Annotated in this window: 24 protein-coding genes; 13 read left to right on the top strand and 11 right to left on the bottom strand. The window is 53.9% G+C overall.

Annotated features, from left to right (window positions below; translation table 11 throughout):
- Positions 1-50 precede the first annotated feature (50 nt).
- The gene (locus tag AC8GFP_RS01995) at positions 51-1,811 is read right to left on the bottom strand and encodes a tetratricopeptide repeat protein (protein WP_506609737.1); all 1,761 of its coding nucleotides are present in this window, start codon (positions 1,809-1,811) and stop codon (positions 51-53) included.
- Between the two features lie 40 nt (positions 1,812-1,851).
- On the opposite strand from AC8GFP_RS01995, the gene mutM reads away from it, so the two are divergent.
- On the top strand, positions 1,852-2,667 hold the full coding sequence (mutM, locus tag AC8GFP_RS02000; RefSeq protein WP_506609738.1) for a bifunctional DNA-formamidopyrimidine glycosylase/DNA-(apurinic or apyrimidinic site) lyase: 816 nt from the start codon (positions 1,852-1,854) through the stop codon (positions 2,665-2,667).
- Positions 2,652-3,731, top strand: a complete 1,080-nt coding sequence (gene mutY / locus AC8GFP_RS02005; RefSeq protein ID WP_506609740.1) for an A/G-specific adenine glycosylase — start codon at positions 2,652-2,654, stop codon at positions 3,729-3,731. Before mutM ends, mutY begins: the two co-directional genes overlap by 16 nt.
- Before the next feature lie 52 nt (positions 3,732-3,783).
- On the opposite strand, the gene rapZ is transcribed toward mutY, so the two are convergent.
- From rapZ to AC8GFP_RS02020, 3 genes are read right to left on the bottom strand one after another with little or no spacing between them, the layout of a single operon-like run.
- Entirely contained in the window at positions 3,784-4,650 is an 867-nt protein-coding gene (rapZ, locus tag AC8GFP_RS02010) for an RNase adapter RapZ (protein ID WP_506609742.1), read from the bottom strand.
- The gene (gene recN / locus AC8GFP_RS02015; RefSeq protein WP_506609744.1) at positions 4,647-6,335 is read right to left on the bottom strand and encodes a DNA repair protein RecN; all 1,689 of its coding nucleotides are present in this window, start codon (positions 6,333-6,335) and stop codon (positions 4,647-4,649) included. Before recN ends, rapZ begins: the two co-directional genes overlap by 4 nt.
- Complete coding sequence (locus tag AC8GFP_RS02020) at positions 6,332-7,231, bottom strand: NAD kinase (RefSeq protein WP_506609746.1); 900 nt, start codon at positions 7,229-7,231, stop codon at positions 6,332-6,334. Before AC8GFP_RS02020 ends, recN begins: the two co-directional genes overlap by 4 nt.
- 39 nt (positions 7,232-7,270) lie before the next feature.
- On the opposite strand from AC8GFP_RS02020, the gene hrcA reads away from it, so the two are divergent.
- Entirely contained in the window at positions 7,271-8,272 is a 1,002-nt protein-coding gene (gene hrcA, locus AC8GFP_RS02025) for a heat-inducible transcriptional repressor HrcA (protein WP_506609747.1), read from the top strand.
- Between the two features lie 508 nt (positions 8,273-8,780).
- Here hrcA and AC8GFP_RS02030 read toward each other — a convergent pair.
- The 4 genes from AC8GFP_RS02030 to AC8GFP_RS02045 all read right to left on the bottom strand — a co-directional run bounded on the left by AC8GFP_RS02030 (position 8,781) and on the right by AC8GFP_RS02045 (position 10,466).
- Positions 8,781-8,942 carry a hypothetical protein gene (locus AC8GFP_RS02030; RefSeq protein ID WP_506609749.1) on the bottom strand — a complete coding sequence of 54 codons (162 nt, stop codon included), beginning with the start codon at positions 8,940-8,942 and terminating at the stop codon, positions 8,781-8,783.
- A 157-nt stretch (positions 8,943-9,099) separates the two neighbouring features.
- Complete coding sequence (locus tag AC8GFP_RS02035; RefSeq protein WP_506609751.1) at positions 9,100-9,594, bottom strand: hypothetical protein; 495 nt, start codon at positions 9,592-9,594, stop codon at positions 9,100-9,102.
- 58 nt (positions 9,595-9,652) lie between these two features.
- The gene (locus AC8GFP_RS02040) at positions 9,653-10,279 is read right to left on the bottom strand and encodes a hypothetical protein (RefSeq protein WP_506609752.1); all 627 of its coding nucleotides are present in this window, start codon (positions 10,277-10,279) and stop codon (positions 9,653-9,655) included.
- The gene (locus AC8GFP_RS02045; protein WP_506609754.1) at positions 10,269-10,466 is read right to left on the bottom strand and encodes a hypothetical protein; all 198 of its coding nucleotides are present in this window, start codon (positions 10,464-10,466) and stop codon (positions 10,269-10,271) included. The genes AC8GFP_RS02040 and AC8GFP_RS02045 overlap by 11 nt, the downstream gene beginning before the upstream one ends.
- A 128-nt stretch (positions 10,467-10,594) precedes the next feature.
- Here AC8GFP_RS02045 and AC8GFP_RS02050 point away from each other — a divergent pair, with 128 nt between their 5' ends.
- On the top strand, positions 10,595-11,518 hold the full coding sequence (locus AC8GFP_RS02050; protein ID WP_506609755.1) for a tyrosine-type recombinase/integrase: 924 nt from the start codon (positions 10,595-10,597) through the stop codon (positions 11,516-11,518).
- Between the two features lie 323 nt (positions 11,519-11,841).
- On the opposite strand, the gene AC8GFP_RS02055 is transcribed toward AC8GFP_RS02050, so the two are convergent.
- Both AC8GFP_RS02055 and AC8GFP_RS02060 read right to left on the bottom strand, forming a co-directional pair.
- Complete coding sequence (locus AC8GFP_RS02055; protein WP_506609757.1) at positions 11,842-12,039, bottom strand: hypothetical protein; 198 nt, start codon at positions 12,037-12,039, stop codon at positions 11,842-11,844.
- Positions 12,033-12,344 (bottom strand): hypothetical protein, encoded by a 312-nt coding sequence (locus AC8GFP_RS02060; RefSeq protein WP_506609758.1) that lies wholly within the window; start codon positions 12,342-12,344, stop codon positions 12,033-12,035. Before AC8GFP_RS02060 ends, AC8GFP_RS02055 begins: the two co-directional genes overlap by 7 nt.
- A 417-nt stretch (positions 12,345-12,761) precedes the next feature.
- Between AC8GFP_RS02060 and AC8GFP_RS02065 the strand changes: the two genes are divergently transcribed.
- Entirely contained in the window at positions 12,762-13,574 is an 813-nt protein-coding gene (locus AC8GFP_RS02065) for a glycosyltransferase family 2 protein (RefSeq protein WP_506609760.1), read from the top strand.
- 2 nt (positions 13,575-13,576) lie between these two features.
- Here AC8GFP_RS02065 and AC8GFP_RS02070 read toward each other — a convergent pair whose 3' ends face one another.
- Positions 13,577-14,104, bottom strand: coding sequence for an NUDIX domain-containing protein (locus tag AC8GFP_RS02070; RefSeq protein ID WP_506609762.1), 528 nt, complete (start codon positions 14,102-14,104; stop codon positions 13,577-13,579).
- A 279-nt stretch (positions 14,105-14,383) separates the two neighbouring features.
- On the opposite strand from AC8GFP_RS02070, the gene AC8GFP_RS02075 reads away from it, so the two are divergent.
- Genes AC8GFP_RS02075 through AC8GFP_RS02110 form a run of 8 tightly spaced genes read left to right on the top strand, consistent with a single transcriptional unit; the run spans position 14,384 to position 21,932 of the window.
- On the top strand, positions 14,384-14,755 hold the full coding sequence (locus AC8GFP_RS02075) for a MarR family EPS-associated transcriptional regulator (RefSeq protein ID WP_506609764.1): 372 nt from the start codon (positions 14,384-14,386) through the stop codon (positions 14,753-14,755).
- Entirely contained in the window at positions 14,752-16,203 is a 1,452-nt protein-coding gene (locus AC8GFP_RS02080; protein WP_506609766.1) for a mannose-1-phosphate guanylyltransferase/mannose-6-phosphate isomerase, read from the top strand. The genes AC8GFP_RS02075 and AC8GFP_RS02080 overlap by 4 nt, the downstream gene beginning before the upstream one ends.
- 2 nt (positions 16,204-16,205) lie before the next feature.
- Entirely contained in the window at positions 16,206-17,183 is a 978-nt protein-coding gene (gene fcl / locus AC8GFP_RS02085) for a GDP-L-fucose synthase (protein WP_506610514.1), read from the top strand.
- Between the two features lie 23 nt (positions 17,184-17,206).
- Entirely contained in the window at positions 17,207-18,328 is a 1,122-nt protein-coding gene (gmd, locus tag AC8GFP_RS02090) for a GDP-mannose 4,6-dehydratase (protein WP_506610516.1), read from the top strand.
- Complete coding sequence (locus AC8GFP_RS02095) at positions 18,325-19,491, top strand: nucleotide sugar dehydrogenase (protein WP_506609768.1); 1,167 nt, start codon at positions 18,325-18,327, stop codon at positions 19,489-19,491. Before gmd ends, AC8GFP_RS02095 begins: the two co-directional genes overlap by 4 nt.
- Before the next feature lie 19 nt (positions 19,492-19,510).
- Positions 19,511-20,413: a glucose-1-phosphate thymidylyltransferase RfbA gene (gene rfbA, locus AC8GFP_RS02100; protein ID WP_506609770.1), complete on the top strand. Its 903-nt coding sequence runs from the start codon at positions 19,511-19,513 to the stop codon at positions 20,411-20,413.
- Positions 20,414-20,458: 45 nt separating this feature from the next.
- On the top strand, positions 20,459-20,842 hold the full coding sequence (locus AC8GFP_RS02105) for a sugar 3,4-ketoisomerase (protein WP_506609772.1): 384 nt from the start codon (positions 20,459-20,461) through the stop codon (positions 20,840-20,842).
- The gene (locus AC8GFP_RS02110; protein ID WP_506609773.1) at positions 20,820-21,932 is read left to right on the top strand and encodes a DegT/DnrJ/EryC1/StrS family aminotransferase; all 1,113 of its coding nucleotides are present in this window, start codon (positions 20,820-20,822) and stop codon (positions 21,930-21,932) included. Before AC8GFP_RS02105 ends, AC8GFP_RS02110 begins: the two co-directional genes overlap by 23 nt.
- Positions 21,933-21,934 lie beyond the last annotated feature (2 nt).

The following is a 21,934-nucleotide window of genomic DNA, read 5'->3' on the forward strand; positions in this document are numbered from 1 at the left end:
CAGCATCAAGCCGCTGGCCAAGCGCCCCAGAGGACGACAACGCCCCAGGTTCAAAGTTTGGCCTTCAGTCGTTTGATGGTTTCCAGCAGGATTTCATTGGTCGGGGCCAATTTTTTGGCTTCGCGCCAGACTTTCAAGGCCTCATCTTTTCTGCCCAAGACCCAATACAGTTCGCCCAAATGCGCACCGATTTCAGCATCGTTTTTGATTTCGTAGGCACGCTCCAAAATGGCCAAGGCGGTAACTTTGTTGCCCATGCGGTATTCAACCCAGCCCAGGCTGTCGGTGATCATGGGATCGTCCGGGGCAAACTCTAAAGCGGTCACGATCAACTCTCGGGCTTCTTTCAAGCGCATATTGCGATCGGCCAAGGCAAAGCCCAGTGCGTTGTAGGCATGAAAGAAATCAGGCTTGGCTTCGATCACGCTTTTCAACAGGCGTTCCATCTCATCCACCCGATTCAATCTCTCAGCCATCATGGCCAATTCATAGCGCAGTTCCAAGTCATCGGGTGTTTCTTTGGTGGCGCTGAGCAAGACTTGGTAAGTCTGTTCATACATCTTGTAGTCACGCAGCAATTTCACTTCCGCTTGCAAACGGGTGCGCTTGGCCTGCGGCGTGATGTTGGGCAGTTGCTGAATCAAGGCGCGGGCCTTGCTGATCTCACCGCGACTGGCCAACAAATTGGCGCGTTGTATTTGAACTTGCGCTAACGCATCAGGGTCTTCGATTTTGTTGAGCCACTCCTCGGACTCGGCGGTTTTCTTCTGTCGCAAGGTGATTTGCGACAGCATCAAGTACGCTTGAGACAGCCCCGTGTTGTTCTCCTTGTCTTTATCAAGTGCGACAAAGCGCAGCAAAACATTTTTGGCCTCATCGTCTTGGCCGCCGTCGATCAAAACAGCAGCTTGCAGCAACCATGCTTCACTCAAGGCAGGCGTTTTTTCGGTGATGTTGACAAGTTGCGCCAAGGCTTCTTTGGTTCGCTGGTTGTCAATCAAGATACGTGCATAGGACAAGCGCAGTGGCATGGCGTTGTCGGCGGTTTGAATGACTTTTTGCAGCAGTTCCTCTGCTTCTGAACTGCCCAAGGAAAACAGTTCCAAGGCCAACAAACCCGGCTCAATGGCCTTGCTGTCCGTGGCAATGGCTTTCTTGGCGGCATCCAAAGCTTCCGGTAGTTTCTTGCTGGCAATTTTCATGCGGCCAATCGTGGTCCAACTGGCCGCCGCGGTGGCGGGCTTGTTGACAAAAGGCACCAAGGCTTGCTCCACCACAGCCGTGGCCAATTCTTTGTCTTGGGCTTGGGCGTAAATTTGCACGATGCCATTGATGGCTTTGACTTGGTCTTCTTCTGGGGACAGCAAAAGGTCAGTGCGCAAGGGCATCAGACTTTCAGGCAACTGGTTCAGGGCCACCATGATTTGCAACACAAAACGATTGGCCTCGCGCGATTTTGGAAACGCTTGCTTCCAAGCTTTTGCTGCTTCCAAGGCAGGCGGTCCAGAGCGGGCGTTTAGGGCAATTTCAACCGCACGGTTGAACAACTGGGCATCGCCGGTTTTTTTGGCGGCTTCCAACATCAGTGAATACGCAGCACCCGGTTCACCTTGGGTCAATTTCAATTCGCCCAGCATGATCATCAGCATGGTCTCGGCGTTTAATTTCGAGTTGTTGATGACTTCAGGTGCCGCTGGTGCGGCAGGCTCGGTTTGCGCAAAGGCATGCCCACCCAACATCATCAACGACAGCCATGAGGCCGCGCCCAAACGGGCGGCGGGTGAGAGCAATGGGTGGAGGGGATAGTTCATCGCAGGATGATAATCCCAGCCACTTGAGAAAGCCTGAGCCATGCCCGAATTACCCGAGGTTGAAGTCACCCGTCTGAGTTTTGCCTCCGCGATTGCTGGGGCACGTGTGCTCTGGGCACGCATGGGAAAGCCCTTGCGCTGGCCTTTGGGGTTGCCGGTGCAAGCACTCGAAGGTCGCACAGTGCTCGGCGTTCGCCGCCGTGGCAAGTATTTGCTGCTGGACATGAACCAGGGTTTGTTGCTGTTGCATTTGGGCATGTCGGGCTCTTTGTCCTTTGGCTCCAAAGCCAAACCAGCGGGCATTCACGATCATTTCGATATGCAAACCAATCAGGGACTTTTGCGCTTGCATGACCCACGCCGCTTTGGCGCGGTGGTCTATGCCGACAGCGAACAAGACCCGGTGGCTGTCAAATTGCTGGGCCATTTGGGTGTGGAACCCCTAGAGGACAGCTTTGACCCTGCGGTGTTTTGGCAGGGTTTGAAAAAGCGCCAAGCGCCGATCAAGCAAGTGCTGCTGGCCGGTGACTTGGTGGTGGGCGTGGGCAACATCTACTCCAGCGAAGCTTTGTTTTTGGCCGGTATTCGACCCACCACCCGCGCTGCCAAGATCAGTCAACCGCGGGCGCGGCGTTTGCACCAAGCCATCCGCCAAGTGCTGGCGCGGGCCGTGGCACAAGGCGGCAGCAGCCTGCGCGACTTCTCTAATGCGCAAGGGCAAAACGGCTACTTTCAACTCGAAGCCATGGTCTATGACCGCGCTGGAGAAGCTTGCCGGGTTTGCGGCAGTGCGGTGAAGCGCATCCTGCAAGGCCAGCGCTCCACCTTTTTCTGCGCCACATGCCAAAAACCTTGAAGCCCGCTGCATCTGTGCGTCAACCCGTCGTTTCTGCAAGCTTGAATGGCTTTGCGAAACGCCTGGTGGCTTGGCAACATGAGCATGGTCGGCACGACCTGCCTTGGCAGCAAAACCGCGACCCTTACCGTGTTTGGTTGTCCGAAATCATGTTGCAGCAAACCCAGGTGAGCACGGTGATGGGCTACTTCCAGCGGTTTTTAGACCGCTTTCCCACCGTGAACGCCTTGGCGCAAGCCCACCAAGACGAGGTGCTGGGGCTGTGGAGCGGCTTGGGCTATTACAGCCGAGCACGCAATTTGCACCGTTGTGCGCAGCAAGTGGTGGCTGAATTTGGCGGCGTGTTTCCCGCTGATGTGACCGCTTTGCAAACCCTGCCAGGCATTGGCCCCTCAACCGCAGCGGCGATTGCGTCTTTGTGTTTTGAGCAACGGGTGGCCATCTTGGACGGCAATGTGAAACGGGTGCTGAGTCGGTTCCATGGTTTCGATCATGATTTGTCAGTGTCAGCCCATGAAAAACAACTGTGGCAACTGGCCCAGTCCGTACTGCCCGCCGATGCGAAAGACATGCCCCGTTACACCCAAGGCTTGATGGACCTGGGTGCCACCTTGTGCACCCACCGCCGCCCGGATTGCCCGCGTTGCCCCATGCAAGAAGATTGCGTGGCGCTGGCCGAACAAAGGCCCGAGCACTACCCAGTGAAAACGCGCAAAGTGAAACGCAGCGCTCAATCGCTGTGGCTGTTGTGCGCGGTGACGAAAGAGGGCGACGTGTGGTTGCAGCAGCGTCCCGCCAAAGGCGTGTGGGCCAGTTTGTTCACCCAAGTCTTGTTTGATTCAGAAGAGGCCTTGCAGGCGGCAGTGCCTGCAAAGTGGCGCAAGCAATTGCAAGCAGCTGCGGCTTTCGTGCATGTTTTGACGCACAAAGATTTGCATCTGCACGCTGTGCACTTGAGGCTGGATAAGCCGGTCCCGCTGGGGGTCGGGGCATGGTTTGACGTCACACAGTGGCCCGCTTTGGGTTTGCCCGCACCTGTGCGCAAGCTTCTGGAACGCGGTTAAAGAACCACCTGCGGTATTGCGACAGAGCCAAAGCGCTGCGAATCAAGCCTGCTTAGATATCTAGCTCGCGGTGTCGCTTCAAAGTCACCCAATCGCCGCTGAAACGCTTGTGCAAGCTTTCCACCAAAAACACCGAGCGGTGTTGACCACCCGTGCAACCGATGGCCACGGTCACATAACTTCGGTGGTCGTTTTGCAGTGAGGGCAGCCACTCGTTGAGAAAGCCCGCAATTTGCAACTCCATGGCTTTCACCTGCTCGTGCGATTTCAACCAATCGGCCACCGGTTGGTCGCGCCCGGTTTGGGGTCGCAACTCGGTTTCGTAGTGCGGGTTGGGCAACATGCGCACATCAAACACAAAATCGGCATGCACGGGAATGCCGCGCTTGAACGCGAAAGACTCGAACATCAGCGTCAGTTGGGCGCTGGGTGCGGACACCAGGGCGTGGATGTAGCTTTGTAGCTTGGAGGCCCGCAGCAAACTGGTGTCGATGATGTGGGACTCTTCGCGCAAATCGGCCAACAAAGTACGTTCAAGCTCGATGGCGGCCACCAAGTCGCGGGCTGAATGCGCCCCCTCAGGCGAGCTGTGCGACAGCGGGTGGTTGCGTCGTGTTTCAGAGAACCGATGCACCAAGGTGTCGGTGCTGGCGTCTAAAAACAGCAAGCGCACGTGGACATCCTGCGCTCTCAATTGCGCCAGCTGCGCCGGCACCAAATGCAAGGCGTTGGCACTGCGCACATCCATGGCGATGGCCACTTTGGCCTCTTCCTTTTGATCTTCCAACTGCACAAACGGCAGCAGCAATTCGGGCGGCAGGTTGTCCACGCAGTAGTAGCCTGCGTCTTCCAAAGCGTGGATGGCGATGGATTTCCCCGAACCAGCCATGCCGGTGATGAGGACGAGTTCGCGCTTCATGCCTTGCTGCCCTTGGTTTTGGGCTTGGCAGCAACGGCGGTCATGCTGCTGAGCATTTCACGGGCATGGGCATGGGTGGTGTCGGAGAGGCGTTCACCGCCCAACATGCGGGCGATTTCACTCACGCGCTGTTCGCCTTGCACTTCGTGCACCGCGCTGAAACTGCCTGTCTTGTCGCTTTGTTTGGACACCACCCAGTGGTGATCCGCACAAGCGGCCACTTGGGGCAAATGCGTCACGGCCAGCACTTGGCGGTCGCGGCCCAGTTGTTTCATCAAGCGGCCCACGGTTTCGGCCACAGCACCGCCCACGCCCGAGTCCACTTCGTCAAAGATGAGGGTTTGGGCTTCACCCAACTGGCTGGTGGTCACCGCAATGGCCAAAGCGATGCGCGACAACTCGCCACCCGAAGCGACTTTGCCCACGGGGCGCGGCGTGCTGCCTGCATGACCGGCCACCAAAAACTGCACCTCTTCCAGCCCATGGCTGGCGGGCTCTGGCAGGGCTTCTAAGGCCACTTCAAAACGTCCGCCTTGCATGCCCAACGCCTGCATGGCTTGGGTGATGCTGGCGGCCAACTTGGGGGCGGCCAAGGCACGTGCCTTGCCCAGCTTGCGGGCTTCGGCCAAGAAGGCCTTGTGCGCGGCTTGTTCGGTGGCTTCAAGGGCGGCCAAATCGGCGGCAGCGTCCAAGCGTTGCAACTCGGTTTGCCATCCGGCGTAAAGCTCGGGCAACTCGACGGGGGTGCGTTTGTAGCGGCGGGCCAAAGACACCCACAGGCTCAGGCGGGCATCAAGGTCGGTCAGGCCTTGGGGGTCGAGGTCGGCGCGGCGCAACCAGGCTTGCACGCTGTGCGCCACATCTTCGGCCTGCGCCAAAGCAGAGGCCAATTGATCGGCCAGCGCTTGGAATTCGGGTTCGATGCTGGCTTGGTCGAGCAAGGCGTTTTGCGCTTGCACCAGGCTCAGGGTGGCACCGCTGCTGTCGTCTTGCAAGCTGTGCAAGGCAGCTTGGGCGGCTTCCATCAAAGACTGGGCATTGGACAAGCGGCTGTGTTGGGCGTTGAGTTCTTCCCATTCGTTGGCCTGCGGTGAGAGCTTGTCCACCTCGCCGATTTGCCAACTCAGGCGTTCGCGTTCTTGCTGCAAATGGTCTTGCGCCAAACGCGCGTTGGCCAGCGTTTGTTGGGCTTGTCGCCAAGTGGTCCAAAGTTGGTTCAAGGCTTGCGCATCCAGCCCGGCATAAGCATCGAGCAAGCCGCGCACGGCGGCTGGACGCGTGAGGCTTTGCCACGCGTGTTGACCGTGGATGTCCACCAAGCTGTCTCCGATGTCGCGCAACTGGGTGGCGGTGGCGGCGCTGCCATTGATCCATGCGCGGCTTTTGCCTTGCGCATCGATGCTGCGCTTCAAGAGCAAATCGTCGTGCGCTTCAAAGCCGTTGTCTTCCAGCCAAGCTTGCAGGCTAGGGTTCAGGGCAAATTCGGCGGAAATTTCGGTGCGGATGGCGCCTTCACGCACCACACTGGCGTCAGCCCGAGCGCCCAGCACCAGTTGCAAAGCGTCCACCAAAATAGACTTGCCCGCGCCGGTTTCGCCGCTAAGCACGCCAAAGCCTTGGCTGAAATCCAAATCCAGTTGCCGCACGATGACAAAGTCGCGCAGGCTGATGCGTTGCAAACTCATGAGCCACCCTCGTTCCAATGCAGTTTTTGACGCAGGGTATCAAAGTAACTCCAACCTCGGGGGTGGAGAAACACCGCATGGTGTGGTGATTTGCGCACCTTCACCTGGTCGCCAATCAGCAGGGAAGACAAAGACTGCATGTCGAAATTGGCGCTGGCGTCGCGCCCAGCCACCAATTCGATGACGATTTCAGCGGGGTCGGCCAGCACCAAAGGCCGGTTCGACAAAGTGTGGGGGGCAATCGGCACCATCACCAAACCCGCCAAAGACGGTTGCAGCATCGGGCCACCCGCCGACAAGGCGTAGGCGGTGGAGCCGGTGGGTGTGGCGATGATCAGGCCGTCGGCGCGTTGGTTGGCCACGAAATGCCCATCCACCGACACCCGCAGTTCCACCATCCCAGAGGTGGCGCCCCGGTTGACCACCACGTCGTTCAAGGCCAGGGCGTCAAACACGCACTCGCTGCCGCGCCAAACCTGGCCGTGCATCAGCACCCGGTGGTCTTCTTCATAGGCCCCGTGCAGCATGGGCTTCAATGTGGCCTCAATTTGGTCGAGGGCAATGTCGGTGATGAACCCCAAGCGGCCTTGGTTGATGCCGATCAGGGGCACGCCGTGCGGCGCCAGTTGGCGACCAAAGCCGAGCATGGTGCCGTCGCCGCCCAGCACCAGGGCCAGGTTGCAGTTTTGCGCGATACCTGCCACATCCAGTGTGGGCAGTCCCTGAACGCCTGCATGGGTGGCCGTGTCTTGTTCAATCGTCACTTGGCAACCTTGCTGGCGCAAAAAATCCGCCAGCGATTTCAAAATGGCGGCTGTTTGCGGTGTGCTGCTGGGGCTGTGGCCACTGCTGTGGTGCTTGCCAATCAGGGCGATATGCTGAAACGTCGGGTTCATGGGCAAATTACATCATTAAAATCGGTCGAAAGGATGACCATGCTGGATGACCGTGCCAAGTTGTTGTTGAAGACCCTGGTCGAGCGCTACATCGCCGACGGTCAGCCTGTGGGGTCGCGCACCTTGTCGCGAGCCAATGGCATCGAGCTGTCACCGGCCACCGTGCGCAATGTCATGGCCGACCTCGAAGAGCTGGGCCTGATCGTCAGCCCGCACACCTCGGCTGGGCGCATCCCCACCCCCAAGGGCTACCGGCTGTTTGTGGACACCATGCTCAGCGTCAACCGCGAGCAATTCAACGCCCCCAGCTTGGCCCCCGAGCAACCCCAAAAAGTGATTGCCAGCGCCGCCAACCTGTTGTCCAGCCTGTCGAATTTTGTCGGGGTGGTCATGGCGCCGCGCCGTGGCTCGGTGTTTCGGCACATCGAGTTTTTGCGTTTGTCCGAGAAACGCGTCTTGGTGATCATCGTTTCGCCCGATGGCGATGTCCAAAACCGGGTCATCTTCACCGACACCGACATCAACCAATCGCAACTCATTGAAGCGTCCAACTACCTGAACACGCATTTTGTCGGCATGGGCATCGAGCAGGTGCGCGAGCGTTTGCAGCGCGAGGTGGACAGCTTGCGCAGCGAAATTGCGGCGCTCATGCAAGCGGCGGTGCAAGTCAGCTCCGAGGCCATGAGCCAGTCGCAAGACGAGGTGGTGATCAGCGGCGAGCGCAACTTGCTGTCGGTTTCCGACTTCTCCAGCGACATGGGGCAGTTGCGCCGCGCCTTCGATTTGTTCGAGCAAAAAGCGCAACTCATGCGCTTGCTGGACATGTCATCTCAGGCAGAAGGTGTGCGCATCTACATTGGCGGCGAGAGCCAAATCGTGCCGTTTGAAGAGTTGTCGGTGGTGAGTGCCAATTACGAGGTCGACGGCCAGGTGGTGGGTACCTTGGGTGTGATTGGCCCGACCCGCATGCCCTATGACCGCATGATTCAAATTGTGGACATCACCGCCAAGCTGGTCAGCAACGCCTTGAGCCACAAATAACGCGCCGCCTGCCAAAATGTGACGAGCTTAGAGCGTTAGAAGCGAATAGATGTAAAAAATTGCTTCCACACTGATTTCACACTTTGCTGAAAAATTGATGCAACATTTTTGGACCTCAACAGGGGCAAAGTAGAATGAGCATTCGGGCCTATAGCTCAGTTGGTTAGAGCAGAGGACTTAAAGAGCAGTTGACCTAAAACATCAAAAATGTCATGGTCATATGCCGTCGGGTTGCATGCTGGTAAGTTAACTCTGCTGGCATGTAGAACTACTCAAATTCGGGGAAGCCTGTGCTGCAGCGTGGTAATCCCGAGCCAAGCCCAATAGCAGTATTGGGAAGGTGTAGAGACTGTACGGGTAGGTCGTAAAGACAAGAGACAGTCCAGACTACAAACCGGAAACGGGCAGTGAAAGCTGTAGTAGTAAGCATAATCCTTTGGTCCCTGGTTCGAGTCCAGGTGGGCCCACCAACAGTGAAAAAGCAACTGATTTCGGTCGGTGGCTTTTTTCATGCCGCAATTGAATCTTTGATTGATCGATTACGAAGTTTCAAGATTTCTAAAAGGGCGCGAAAACGCTCAGCTTGTAAGGCAAAACTTCCGATCTGATTTTCGCAGCACAGTGCTTTGATTCTGGTTGATGTTTTCGATTTACTTAACTCAATGGCCATGTATTTCAAAAAATAGTTTTACTTTTTTTAGGAAAAAAGTCAAAAAGAAATGCATGCGAATAACCTCTTTAAAAAATAAAAAAGACTCATTGATATGAGGATTTAGCAGGCTCTAATGCAGCCTGCCTACTTCGAAATTGGGTTTGTTTTGTAAAAATTACAACTCTGAGCCGCTTGCAATTGACCTCACGCCCTTGACCAACTGATTGATGGCTCGCTTTTGGTATCGCTGGCTGTTGGTCAATTTGGATTGCAGTTCTTTAGCTCGCTCAAGCACCGCCTTGTCCTGCAGCCTCAAAAAACCTTCGATGAATTTGATTTCCTCGGTGCGCTCTTTCCCATTGGGTTTCTTATTGGGCGTAGTGAACGTTACGGTAACGCGTTCTTTGTTCTGATGCTGTTGAACTAAGCCGTAAAGCGCAAATCGGTGTGGGTCCATCGCCCAATCGTTGATTTCAGCGTTCACATCCACCTCGATTTGTTTGATCAAAAACGCTTCGTTGCGCTCATAGTCAATGATGCACTTGGCAAGCTCTGTGGCTTGGGCGTCTGAGTCGCAATCATCTCGAATAAGAGCAACCACTGCCCTTAGCTCTGATTCAAAGGCGCGCTCATCAATTGGAAGCGACAAAGCGTGTTTGGTAGCGTTCACGCTCGCCCGCCTTTTGCCCTCATCGGACTTTGGGCCAGTGGATTTAAGGGCGTTGGCCTTATTTGCGGCTCTTTGCTTGGGGCTTGTCATTCTTTGACGGCTCCAATTTTTTGACCTCTGTGACATCGATCGCATGGAGGTCTCGTTTGATCAGCTCATTTTGCAGTTTGAGGCGTTCTTGCAGAATGGATCGATTCACCAGGGCCTCATAGGATTGCTGCAGCTGTATGAGCGTCTTAGTGCGCAGAGCAATTAGCTGGTCAAGTTTGATGAGCTCATCTTTGCAATCACTCACTGCAGCTCCTAGCAAGCTTTCTGTTGTGTGGCCCTTGTTTTTGAATAAATCTTGGGTGTTTTGTTGGTGCCATAGTTGACCAAAGATCAAAACTCTCACGGCGTGTTTCTGGTTATCGGGTGTTGCGTAGTTGGTCAATTGACTCACCATCCCCTCCAAGATTGCTGACCTTTTTTGCGTTTCGTAGCGGCGCATCCACCAGATGCACTGAAAGATTTTTTCTGCCAGAAACATTTGCAGTTCAGTGGTTGCACCAAGCTCTTTGAGAGTGCCCTCGAAGCCTTGCTTGTATAGGCTGTTCGACTCACCAGGCAGAAGTGGAAAGGAGCCACCCGCTGCTTTTGAGACTTTTGCGGTTGGTTGAGTTGGCGCTTCTGGATTACTTGCCATCTTCATCATCCTTTTGTTCGCTGGCAGATCGCCGATTGATTAGACAGACACCGGGGTTATTGTCAGGAGTACCCACAAACACAACACCAGCAGTCTCAAGAGCCTCTTTCAGCGAAATAAGCGTCTTCACATTGCCCTTTGGAATACCTTCCATGACCTCCATGCGCTGAATCGTGGCAGTGCCCACCCCAGACTCTCGAGAGAGATCCGACGCACTCCACCGGAGTAAAGCTCGACCTGCTCGCAATTGAGCGCTTGAAATCAATTTAAAAAGCCTTTATAATAATTTAAATTAAATCATTTATGAGGTTAATCATGTCTTATTCTAGCACCTTTGAGCATCTTAACAAGCTTTTAGCGCACATTGACGGCGCCTATTCCCCAAACACCATTCGGGCATATAAAGCAGATATGGGTGAGTTCATTTGTTACTGCAATGAAAACTCGGTTTGCGCCCTTCCTGCAGCACCAATTGATATCTCCAAGTTCTTGCTTGGAACCATGGCACAAGGCATCAAATCAGCAACCATCCGAAGAAAAGTTGCATCGATCAGCGCTGTTCATCGACTTTCAAATTTCAATGACCCAACGAAGCATCCAGAAGTCAAGCTTTGCATTCGCAAGATAAATCGAAAACTGGGAAACCGTTTCGATCAAGCTTTTCCAATTACGCGGGCCTTGCTCGATCAGCTTTTGTCAGTTTGTGACACGGATATTCGAGGTTTACGGGACAGGGCATTACTGTTACTTGCTTACGACTCAATGCGGCGCCGGGCGGAACTTGTGTCACTTCGCATTGAAGACATGCAAATTAGCAAACAGGGACGATGCTTCATCTTGCTTCGAAAAAGCAAGACTGACCAAGTCGGCTCTGGGCATTGGATCCATCTGACTGAAGAAACCACTGCGGCCATCAATAGTTGGTTGCACTCATCAGCAATCAAAGATGGCCACCTGCTGCGTGGCATCAATGCGGGTAATAAAGTTTGTCCAGAACTTGGGGCTGGCCAGGTCAGTCGAATTTTTAAATCTTTGGCGCAAAAGGCCAACCTTGAATCTGGAGTGGTGAATGCAATAAGTGGCCACTCCATGCGAGTTGGAGCCGCACAAGACCTGTTGCTCCAAGGGGCTAGCCTTCCACAGATCATGGTTAAAGGCGGATGGGTAAAAACTGACACCGTGATGCGCTACATCGACAAGGTCAGGCCTCCAAGCTTGTCAGTCGTGCCTCATTTATGACCTTGACCCCTCAGACTAATTTTCAAATCATTTTTGCGACTAGTTGAGGCGGGTTAAATGTTCTTGAACTTTGAAATCAAATTTGATGTTGCAAAGATACCGCTGCTGAAATCAAAATACTCTCAAACACCATTTTTTTGCTCAAGGCTGTAACCCACAGAGCCATACCTGGCAAATTCTGATGCGTTGCGTTCGTGGCCTGTGATGGCTTTAGTATTCGGTACGGCCACATCGTAGCAGGCCTTCAAGCGATCGATGAAGGCATGCCTGAAAATGTGGGTTCTGAAGTCTAGGTAACGTATGTTCTTGTTCAGCGTGGCGGCTCACGAGGTATTGCCAATTTCTGATGCATATTGCGGCATCAGCCAGTCATTTTTTTGCCTGACCGCACGGCGATGCAGTTCTTGGGCCGCCTCCAGCGAAACACCCAGCAGGGTCACGCAGCGGATGCTGGCTTGGGTTTTGCGGTCGGTCAGGCTGTTTTTGCGCACCCACAGGTGTGGAATGTCATGGTCTAGCACCAAGTCTCCAAGCTTGCCAGCACGGGCTCTGAAATGCGCATGCCGGAGTTGTTCTGTATCAGCGCCGCCAGCCTTGGCGGAATAGGATGGCTGAGCAAGTGCGTTTTGACCTTGCGCAGGTGCTCCTCGGTGATGGGCGCCATGGTGCTTGACAACTCAACCTCGCCACGGATGTACAAGCGCCTGAAAGGGCTGAGTCGATCAATGTCCAAGTGCAAGTCGCCAAACTGAGCCACAAATAGCGCGTAAGCCTGTTGCGCCTCGGCCTTGAACTTGCGGCGATGTGCCGAAGGGTTCTTCCGCATGTAAATGCCTTACGCATCTAAAACCTGGCCTTGGCCTGCCACTGTTGCCATCTGAAGTGCCGGGCAACCAGCTCTGACAAAAAGTTCTCGTCAAAAATTCAATGCCGTATTGGCAGACTTTACCCCTGGGACGGGTCAGCAATTCATCGGGGGCGGCTGAGAATACAAGCTCTGACATTCATGGTCGGTCCTGCGATTTAAGGCACTAATTTACTGTCAGCAGCAGGGCAGGGTAACCCCAGCCTGAATGTCCGGAGGGCCTGGAAGCTTTTACTTGAGAATCTTGGAAATAGTAGAAAAGAAATAACCGTCTCAGTCTGGTGGAAGACGTAACCGATCAAGAAGCCTTAATCATGAGCCTTGCCTAAAACATCGTTGCGGCCATCCGCGCCATTCGCGACCCTGTTTTGCAGGGTCGTGTCGCTTAATCTGGCTTTTGACATCATCTATCTGAGAAAATCCAACAATATGGTAAACAGCACAACAATCTCTGTCATTACTGCAACTTGGAACTGTGCCAAAACGCTACCGGACTGCTTGGTATCGGTGGCGCAGCAAAACTACGCAAAACGCGAACATGTAATTGTCGATGGCGCGAGCACCGACGGAACCATCGAGATTATAAACCAGCACATCGATCAGATCGCGATATTCAAAAGCGAGCGTGACAAGGGTATTTACGACGCGCTGAATAAAGGCATCCAACTGGCCACCGGAGATGTGGTCGGGTTTTTGCATGCCGACGATTTGTTCGCCTCTAACGATGCGCTCTCCAAAATCGCCAAGGCCTTCGAGGACCCAACAATCTGCGCTGTATACGGAAACTTGGAATATGTGAGCCAGCAAGACACGTCGAAGGTGATTCGCCGCTGGCAAAGCAATCCGTTCAACCAGCGGGATCTCGGCTGGGGCTGGATGCCAGCCCACCCAACGCTGTATGTTCGCCGCGACTGGTACTCTAAGGTTGGTGGATTCGACATCAGCTACCGTATCTCCGCCGACTACCTTAGCATCCTGAAGCTCTTCACCCAGCCAGGGTTCAAAACCGAGTACATCCCCGATGTCCTGGTCACCATGCGCTTGGGCGGTGCCAGCAACAAGTCCATCAAAGCCATCATTAAGAAGTCCAAAGAGGACTGGCGCGCCCTGCGCAGTTGCGAATTCAGCGTACCCAGCGCCCTGCGTGCCATCGCCTGGAAGAACCTGAGCAAGCTCTCACAATTCGCCTGATTTCAAGCCGAACCCAGCCGGGGCAATACCATGCGCACGTATTCGTGCACGCGCTCATCAGTAGAGGCCTGCTTCACAGGCATCCACATCCACCTTTGGTGCTGCAGCCCCTGACCATTTGGGGGCTGCAGCACTTGAGCCTCGTCTTCCGTCAGGTGCAGCGCATACGGCAAATTTACATAGTGGGTGGAGACGGCCTGATCGAAAGCGCTGTCCGGGTAAAAATGATCCCAAGCTCCCAGCAGTTGGGCTCGATTCAGCCATTCGATATTCAACCCTATCTCGTCCTGAGCCACTCGCCGTAAGGCATTTTGCAACGGTTCGTACTTGCGAATCCTGCCGCCAGGCGTAAACCACCAGCCTTGTGCGGGTCGGTTATTGCGCTTGCCCAACAGCAATTCCCGTCCTTGATCTCCCTGCCGGGTGATCATCAAATCAATCGAGACTAGGGGTAGTGCCGCGCACGCGCTGCTGAAAACCTCCTCACTGAGCCACTGGCTGGCTTGGCCCTCTGGTGCTATCTTTTTCATCGAAAACTACTCATTCATCCATTCCGAGATAGGATAACTTGGCCAGACCGGCCAGGGTCAACCGCAAGGACCCAAAATCGATTGTGAATCGAAAAATAGTTTCGTTCGAACGTAGAAGGGAAGCTGGTTCAGCAGTAGAATGTTCGACTTCAAACAAAAGTGCGATACGCATTACTTTTTACCCTATAGACCGCGCCAGCCGATCGTGACACGGCACGGCGGTAGCGTACCTAAAGCCAGTTAGCCCTTACAACGAATCAAATAAAGAGCCGCGCATACATGACCAGTCGCCAAGTCAAGATCCAAGAAGACACCCATTTTCGAATTATGAGTATCTTGCTAGACAACCCGGACCTGACCCAGCGCGAGCTGGCCAACAAGCTCGGCATGAGCGTGGGGGGGCTGAACTACTGCCTTAGCGCCCTCATTGACAAGGGTTTTGTGAAGATGACAAACTTTTCTAAGAGCAAAAACAAGTTCAAGTACGTCTACCTGCTCACCCCTCGGGGTATTGGTGAAAAGGTGTCGATGACCAGTCGGTTCCTCAAACGCAAGATGGAAGAGTACGAAGCGTTGAAGGTGGAGATTGAGGCGCTAAAGGTTGAAGCGGGCGAAGTCCAAGGCGACGGCCAGAAAAATCAGAAAGCATGATTCAAATTACCCCTGTCATCCTCTGCGGCGGCTCTGGCACTCGATTGTGGCCTTTGTCTCGCGCTGGATTTCCCAAGCAGTTCCTGAGCCTCGCCGGTAACGAAAGCTTATTTCAGCAAGCCGCCCAACGTTTGGTCACTTTGGGTGCAGACGACATTCAGGTGGCCAAGCCTCTGATCGTGACCGGCGAAGAGCACCGATTCCTGGCTTACGAGCAACTCCGCGAAGTAAGCATCGAACTGGAAGCCGCTCTGCTGGAGCCGGTGGGTCGCAACACCGCCCCCGCACTCACCCTGGCTTCGCTGGCTGCGCAACAAAACGGAGCCGACCCTGTTCTTGTCGTCACCCCTGCTGACCAGACAGTAGCCAACACCACCGCCTTTACTCAGGCCATGCAGCAAGCTGTACGCTACGCTGACCAAGGCAACATTATCATTTTGGGTATCACACCCGTCCGGCCTGATACGGGCTATGGCTACATCCAGGTCGGCTCGGGCAGCAGCGATGCCGCCATGCATGTCCAGCGCTTCGTCGAAAAGCCCAGCGCCGCCACCGCTCAGCAGTACCTAGCCGAAGGCGGCTACTTCTGGAACGCGGGCATGTTCGTGCTCAAAGCCTCGGTCTGGCTGCAGGCACTCGAACAATTACGCCCCGACATTCTTCACGCCACCACTCAAGCTTGGATCCAGCGCAGCACAGACGCCAACCCAGCTACCCCCTTTGTGCGCCCTGGCAAGACAGAATTCACCGCTATCCCGTCCGAGTCCATTGACTACGCCGTCATGGAGCGCTGTCCGGGCAGCTCATTTCCCATCAAAGTGATCCGGTTGGACGCTGGCTGGAGCGACCTCGGCGCTTGGGACGCTGTTTGGAGCGTACTCACTAAAGACGAGCACGGCAACGTCCATTTGGGCGATGTATTGACAACCGACAGCCACAATACGCTGGTGCACGCCTCCAGCCGCTTGGTCACTTTGGTGGGTGTAGAAAACCTCATTGTGGTGGAAACGCCTGACGCGGTGCTGGTGGCCAACAAGTCTCGATGCCAAGACGTGAAGCACATAGTCTCCCAACTGCAAAATAGCCAGCGTGAAGAGAACACCCTACACCGCAAGGTTTACCGCCCCTGGGGCTGGTACGACAGCATCGACGAAGGCGGCCGCTTTAAGGTCAAGCGCATCCAGGTCAAACCCGGCGCCAGACTTAGCCTGCAAAAACACCACCACCGGGCTGAGCACTGGATCGTTGTCACAGGCACCGCCGAAATTACCAATGGAGAAAAGGTGCTGCTGTTGACTGAAAACCAGTCCACCTACATCCCCCTGGGTGAAGTTCATCGACTCGCCAATCCCGGCACGATTCCGCTCGAAATCATCGAAGTGCAGTCGGGGAGCTATTTGGGCGAAGACGACATTGTCCGTTTTGAGGACACCTACGGGCGGGCTTAATTATTACTGAACATCCCAAAATCTACGTCGCTGGCCATCGTGGCATGGTGGGTTCGGCCATCGTGCGTTATCTGTTAGCCAATGGCCACCCAGTAAAGCGCATCGTCACCCGTACTCATGCCGAGCTGGACCTGACAAACCAAGTTGCTGTCAGCACTTTCTTTGCCGCCGAAAAACCTGACCAGATCTACTTTGCCGCCGCGAAGGTAGGCGGTATCCATGCCAACAACACTTACCCAGCCGAATTCATTTACCAGAACCTTATGATGCAGGCCAACGTGATTGACGCGGCTTTCCGCAACGGCGTTCAAAAGCTGCTGTTCCTAGGCTCGAGTTGCATCTACCCCAAGCTGGCGGTTCAGCCCATGCGCGAAGACGCGTTACTGACAGGCACGCTCGAACCCACCAACGAGCCCTACGCCATCGCCAAGATTGCTGGCATCAAGCTCTGCGAAAGCTACAACCGTCAGTACGGTCAAAGCCATGGGGTGGACTACCGCAGCGTCATGCCCACCAACCTCTATGGGATCGGCGACAACTACCACCCTGAAAACTCCCATGTCATCCCGGCGCTAATTCGCCGCTTCCACGAAGCAAAGGTCATCAATTCCCCGAGAGTAACCATATGGGGAACCGGTACACCTAAACGCGAATTTCTCTTTGTTGACGACATGGCAGCAGCAAGCGTGCACGTCATGAACCTGCCCAAGGCCGCCTACTCCCATCACTCTCAGCCCATGCTCAGCCACATCAACGTGGGCTGCGGGGAAGACATAACTATTCGCCAAGTCGCTGAAGCAATTGGCCGAACAGTGAGTTACATCGGCGAGATCACCTTCGACACCAGCATGCCTGACGGCACCCCGCGTAAACTCATGGACAGCTCCCGCCTTAACGCTTTGGGCTGGAAAGCCCAAGTGGGTCTGGACGCTGGCCTTAAGGTTGCCTACCAAGATTTTTTAGATAAATACGTTACTTAGGATTGAAGGAAAATTTTGTGACCATAAAACCCAAAGTTGCTCTTATCACCGGCATTACCGGTCAAGACGGTTCCTACCTAGCCGAACTCCTACTCGAAAAAGGTTACATCGTTCATGGCATCAAGCGTCGCGCTAGCTTATTCAACACACAGCGGGTCGACCATATTTACCAAGACCCGCATGTCGACAATGCCAATTTCAAGCTGCACTACGGCGACCTGACCGACACCAGCAATCTGGTGCGCATCATTCAGGAAACCCAGCCTGATGAAATTTACAACCTTGGAGCTCAAAGCCATGTGGCCGTGAGCTTTGAAAGCCCCGAATACACCGCCGACGTGGTCGCTATGGGTACTCTGCGACTGTTGGAAGCCATTCGCATTCTGGGGCTGGAAAAAAAAACACGCTTCTACCAAGCCTCTACTTCTGAGCTTTACGGCTTGGTGCAAGAGACCCCACAAAAGGAAACCACACCCTTCTATCCCCGCAGCCCCTACGCCGTAGCTAAGATTTACGCCTACTGGATTGTTGTGAATTATCGCGAAGCCTACGGCATGTATGCCTGCAACGGCATCCTGTTCAACCATGAAAGCCCACGGCGGGGCGAAACCTTTGTCACACGCAAGATCACACGTGGCTTGGCTAATATCGCCCAGGGGCTTGAGGAATGTCTTTACATGGGAAATCTCGACGCCCTGCGTGATTGGGGCCATGCCAAAGACTACGTCCGTATGCAGTGGATGATGCTCCAGCAAGAGAAGCCCGAAGACTTTGTAATTGCCACCGGCATGCAATACAGCGTGCGCCAATTCATCCAGTGGAGCGCCCTTGAATTAGGCATCACCTTAAAATTTGAGGGACAAGGCCCCAACGAAGTCGCCATCGTCGAAAAAATCGAAGGCAACAAAACCCAAGCCCTACAAGTCGGTCATACCATCGTCCGTATCGACCCCCGCTACTTCCGCCTAACTGAAGTGGAAACCCTGCTCGGTGACCCCAGCAAGGCTAAGCAAAAACTGGGCTGGTCACCTGAAATCACCGTACAGCAGATGTGCCACGAAATGGTGAACAGTGACCTTAAGGAAGCCCAACGCAATGCGCTGCTTAAAGCCAATGGCTATCTGGTAAACGTGAGCGTCGAATGAAAATCGCCATCGCCGGCATCGGCTACGTCGGCCTGTCCAACGGCATTCTTCTTGCTCAGCACAATGAAGTTGTCTGCCTCGACATCGTCCCAGAGAAAGTCGCGCTGCTGAATCGCAAGCAATCGCCGATCGAAGATACTGAGATCGAAGACTTCCTCAAGCACAAACCGATCAATTTCCGCGCTACTCTCGACAAGGAAGACGCCTATCTGGGCGCCGACTACGTCATCATTGCCACTCCGACCGACTACGACCCCGAGACCAACTTTTTCAACACTAAGTCGATCGAAGCGGTCATCCGTGATGTGATGGCCATCAACACGCAAGCGGTGATGGTGATCAAATCCACCATTCCGGTGGGATACACTGAGCGGACACGGCAGGCTCTCGGCACGCAAAACCTCATCTTCTCTCCAGAGTTCCTGCGTGAAGGACGCGCCCTGTATGACAACCTGCACCCTTCGCGCATTGTCGTCGGGGAAAAATCAAAACGTGCCGAAACCTTTGCCAATTTGCTCAAACAAGGCGCCGTCAAGCAGGATATCCCGATTTTCTTCACTGGTAGCACCGAAGCTGAAGCCGTCAAACTCTTCGCAAATACCTACCTAGCCATGCGCGTGGCTTATTTCAATGAGCTCGACACCTATGCCGCCCGTCATGGCCTTGACACCCGTCAGATCATTGACGGTGTCTGCCTCGATCCGAGGATTGGTGCTCATTACAACAACCCCAGCTTCGGCTATGGCGGTTACTGTCTGCCCAAGGATACCAAGCAACTTCTGGCGAACTACAGCGAAGTGCCGCAAAACCTAATTCAAGCAATCGTCGAAGCTAACACCACGCGCAAAGACTTTATCGCCGACGAAATTCTCAAGCGCAAGCCCAAGGTCGTTGGTGTCTATCGTCTGATCATGAAAGCCGGATCGGATAATTTCAGGGCGTCCAGCATTCAGGGAATCATGAAGCGCATCAAGGCGAAAGGTATTGAAGTCATTATCCATGAGCCTGCATTACGTGATGACAATTTCTATAACTCCCGCGTAGTCAACGATCTTGATGCCTTCAAACATGAATCAGACATCATCATCGCCAACCGCAGCACGCCTGCTCTAGCCGATGTACTAGCAAAGGTATTCACTCGCGACTTGTTCGGTAGCGACTGACCTGAGTGATTTTTAAAAAATGAATCAGAAAAAAATCAAACCCCGTAAAGGCATCCTTCTCGCAGGGGGTTCGGGCACCCGACTCCACCCGATTACCTTGGCCATATCCAAGCAGTTGCTGCCTGTATACGATAAGCCGATGGTTTATTACCCATTATCGACCCTGATGCTGGGTGGAATGCGTGAGATTCTTATTATTTCTACGCCACAAGATACCCCCCGGTTCCAACAATTATTAGGGGATGGCGGGCAGTGGGGCATTTCTCTTTCTTACGCTGTGCAACCGTCCCCAGATGGCTTGGCGCAGTCTTTCCTCATAGGAGAAGATTTCCTTGACGGGGCACCATCTGCCTTGGTTCTGGGCGACAACTTGTTTTATGGCAATGAACTAGGTTACCACTTAAAAACTGCTAGCAGCGAATCTATCGGTGCAACAGTTTTCGCTTATCCGGTGACCGATCCAGAACGCTATGGTGTAGTTGAATTTGATGGTAGGGGGCAAGCTATCAGCATTGAGGAAAAGCCGCGGCATCCCAAGAGCCGTTATGCCGTAACGGGGCTGTATTTCTATGATACCGACGTAGTTGAAATCGCCAAGACCTTGCAACCTTCTGCTCGTGGTGAATTGGAGATTACCGACGTTAACCGTATCTATCTTGAGGCGGGAAAACTCAATGTAGAAGTCATGGGGCGAGGCCATGCATGGCTCGACACAGGGACGCACGATTCATTATTGGAAGCCTCGCAATTCATCCAAACCTTGGAGAAGCGGCAAGGCCTGAAAATCGCTTGCCCTGAAGAAATAGCCTGGCGCGCCGGATGGATTAACAACGAGCAGATGAAGCGCCTAGCAGAGACACTAGCTAAAAGTGATTATGGCAAGTATTTGTTTGATATTGCCAATGACGAGGGAAAACCATGAAAAGGGTTGATCAGTTTCTGACTTGGATGCACAAGGGGCAAACAAATGTCTCACTTCACACTTCTTAATCTACCTACGTTCGCCGATCATCGCGGGGCTTTGACCGTCCTGGAAAAGGCTCTACCTTTTGAGGTAGTTAGAACTTACTGGATCTATGGGGCGGATAGACAAACACGCGGTGGACATCGACACACCTACACCCGCCAAGCGTTGATTGCGATTGGTGGTGCAGTCTCGATGTACATGAACGATGGCGTGACAGAGGAAACCATATTGCTAAACAACCCCAGCCAATGCCTTTTGGTAGAACCCAAAGATTGGCACACAATGACCTTTAATGAGAATGCCATATTGCTGGTTATGTCTTCTCACTCTTACGACCGTAGCGAATACATCGACACACCTTATGAACGAGCATCAAATGATTGAATATGAAAGTCTGGCACGATCTAACAATGATTACATGGCCGAGCTTGAAGCGGCGGCGACCCGCGTAATTCGGAGTGGCTGGTATGTCTTAGGGCAGGAAGTTAGCGCCTTTGAGGGTGAGTTTGCCCAGTTCGTGGGTGCCAAACATTGCATTGGCGTGGCCAATGGTTTAGACGCCTTGGTTCTCTCGATTGAGGCTTTGGATCTCCCCAAAGGAAGCGATGTGCTGGTGGCTTCCAATACCTATATAGCCACGATCCTGGCCATCGTTCGCGCAGGCCACAGACCGGTGCTTATCGAGCCAGAACTTGAGACTTTCAATATGGATCCGGCCAAGCTGGCCGGATCCATTACGACGAATACAAGAGCTATCTGCGTGACGCATCTCTTTGGTAAAAGTTGTCGGATGGATGCGATCTGTGCGTTCGCTGCTGAGCACGGGCTAAAAATTCTAGAGGATTGCGCCCAGTCACACGGCGCCCGCTTAGGAAAACAGATCACTGGTACCTTTGGGGATGCGGGATGCTTCAGCTTCTATCCAACCAAAAACCTTGGCGCTGTTGGAGATGCTGGAGCCATCGTGACCAACGACGACATTCTTGCCGATCGTCTCCGCTACATCCGTAATTACGGCTCCAAACATAAGTATGTCAATGATTACCTAGGCTTGAATTCGCGCTTGGACGAAATTCAGGCAGCAATGTTGCGCGTCAAACTGCGCTATCTGGATGAGATGACGCAGCACAAGCGTGCCATGGCAGAAATTTACTTTGGCAATCTCCCAAGCTGGTTAAATCTGCCGCGCCGCAGAGATGACGAGTACGATGTATTTCATATTTTCGGCGTGCGACATGCCCGACGCGACGAACTACGCGCTTGGTTGCTTGAGCAGGGTGTGAAGACTGAAATTCACTATCCCATCCCACCGCATCAGCAAAAAGCGATGGCCGGAACACTTTCTGGTAAGCATCCCATTGCAGAAGAGTTGCATGCTACAGAGTTGAGTCTACCTATTTCAGTCGGGCACACCGAAGACGATATTCGCACCATCTGTGGAATTCTCAACCAAGCAACACCGAGGTTTCATTAAGA

Source organism: Limnohabitans simekii (SeqCode) (assembly GCF_965234735.1).
GTDB lineage: Bacteria > Pseudomonadota > Gammaproteobacteria > Burkholderiales > Burkholderiaceae_C > Limnohabitans > Limnohabitans simekii.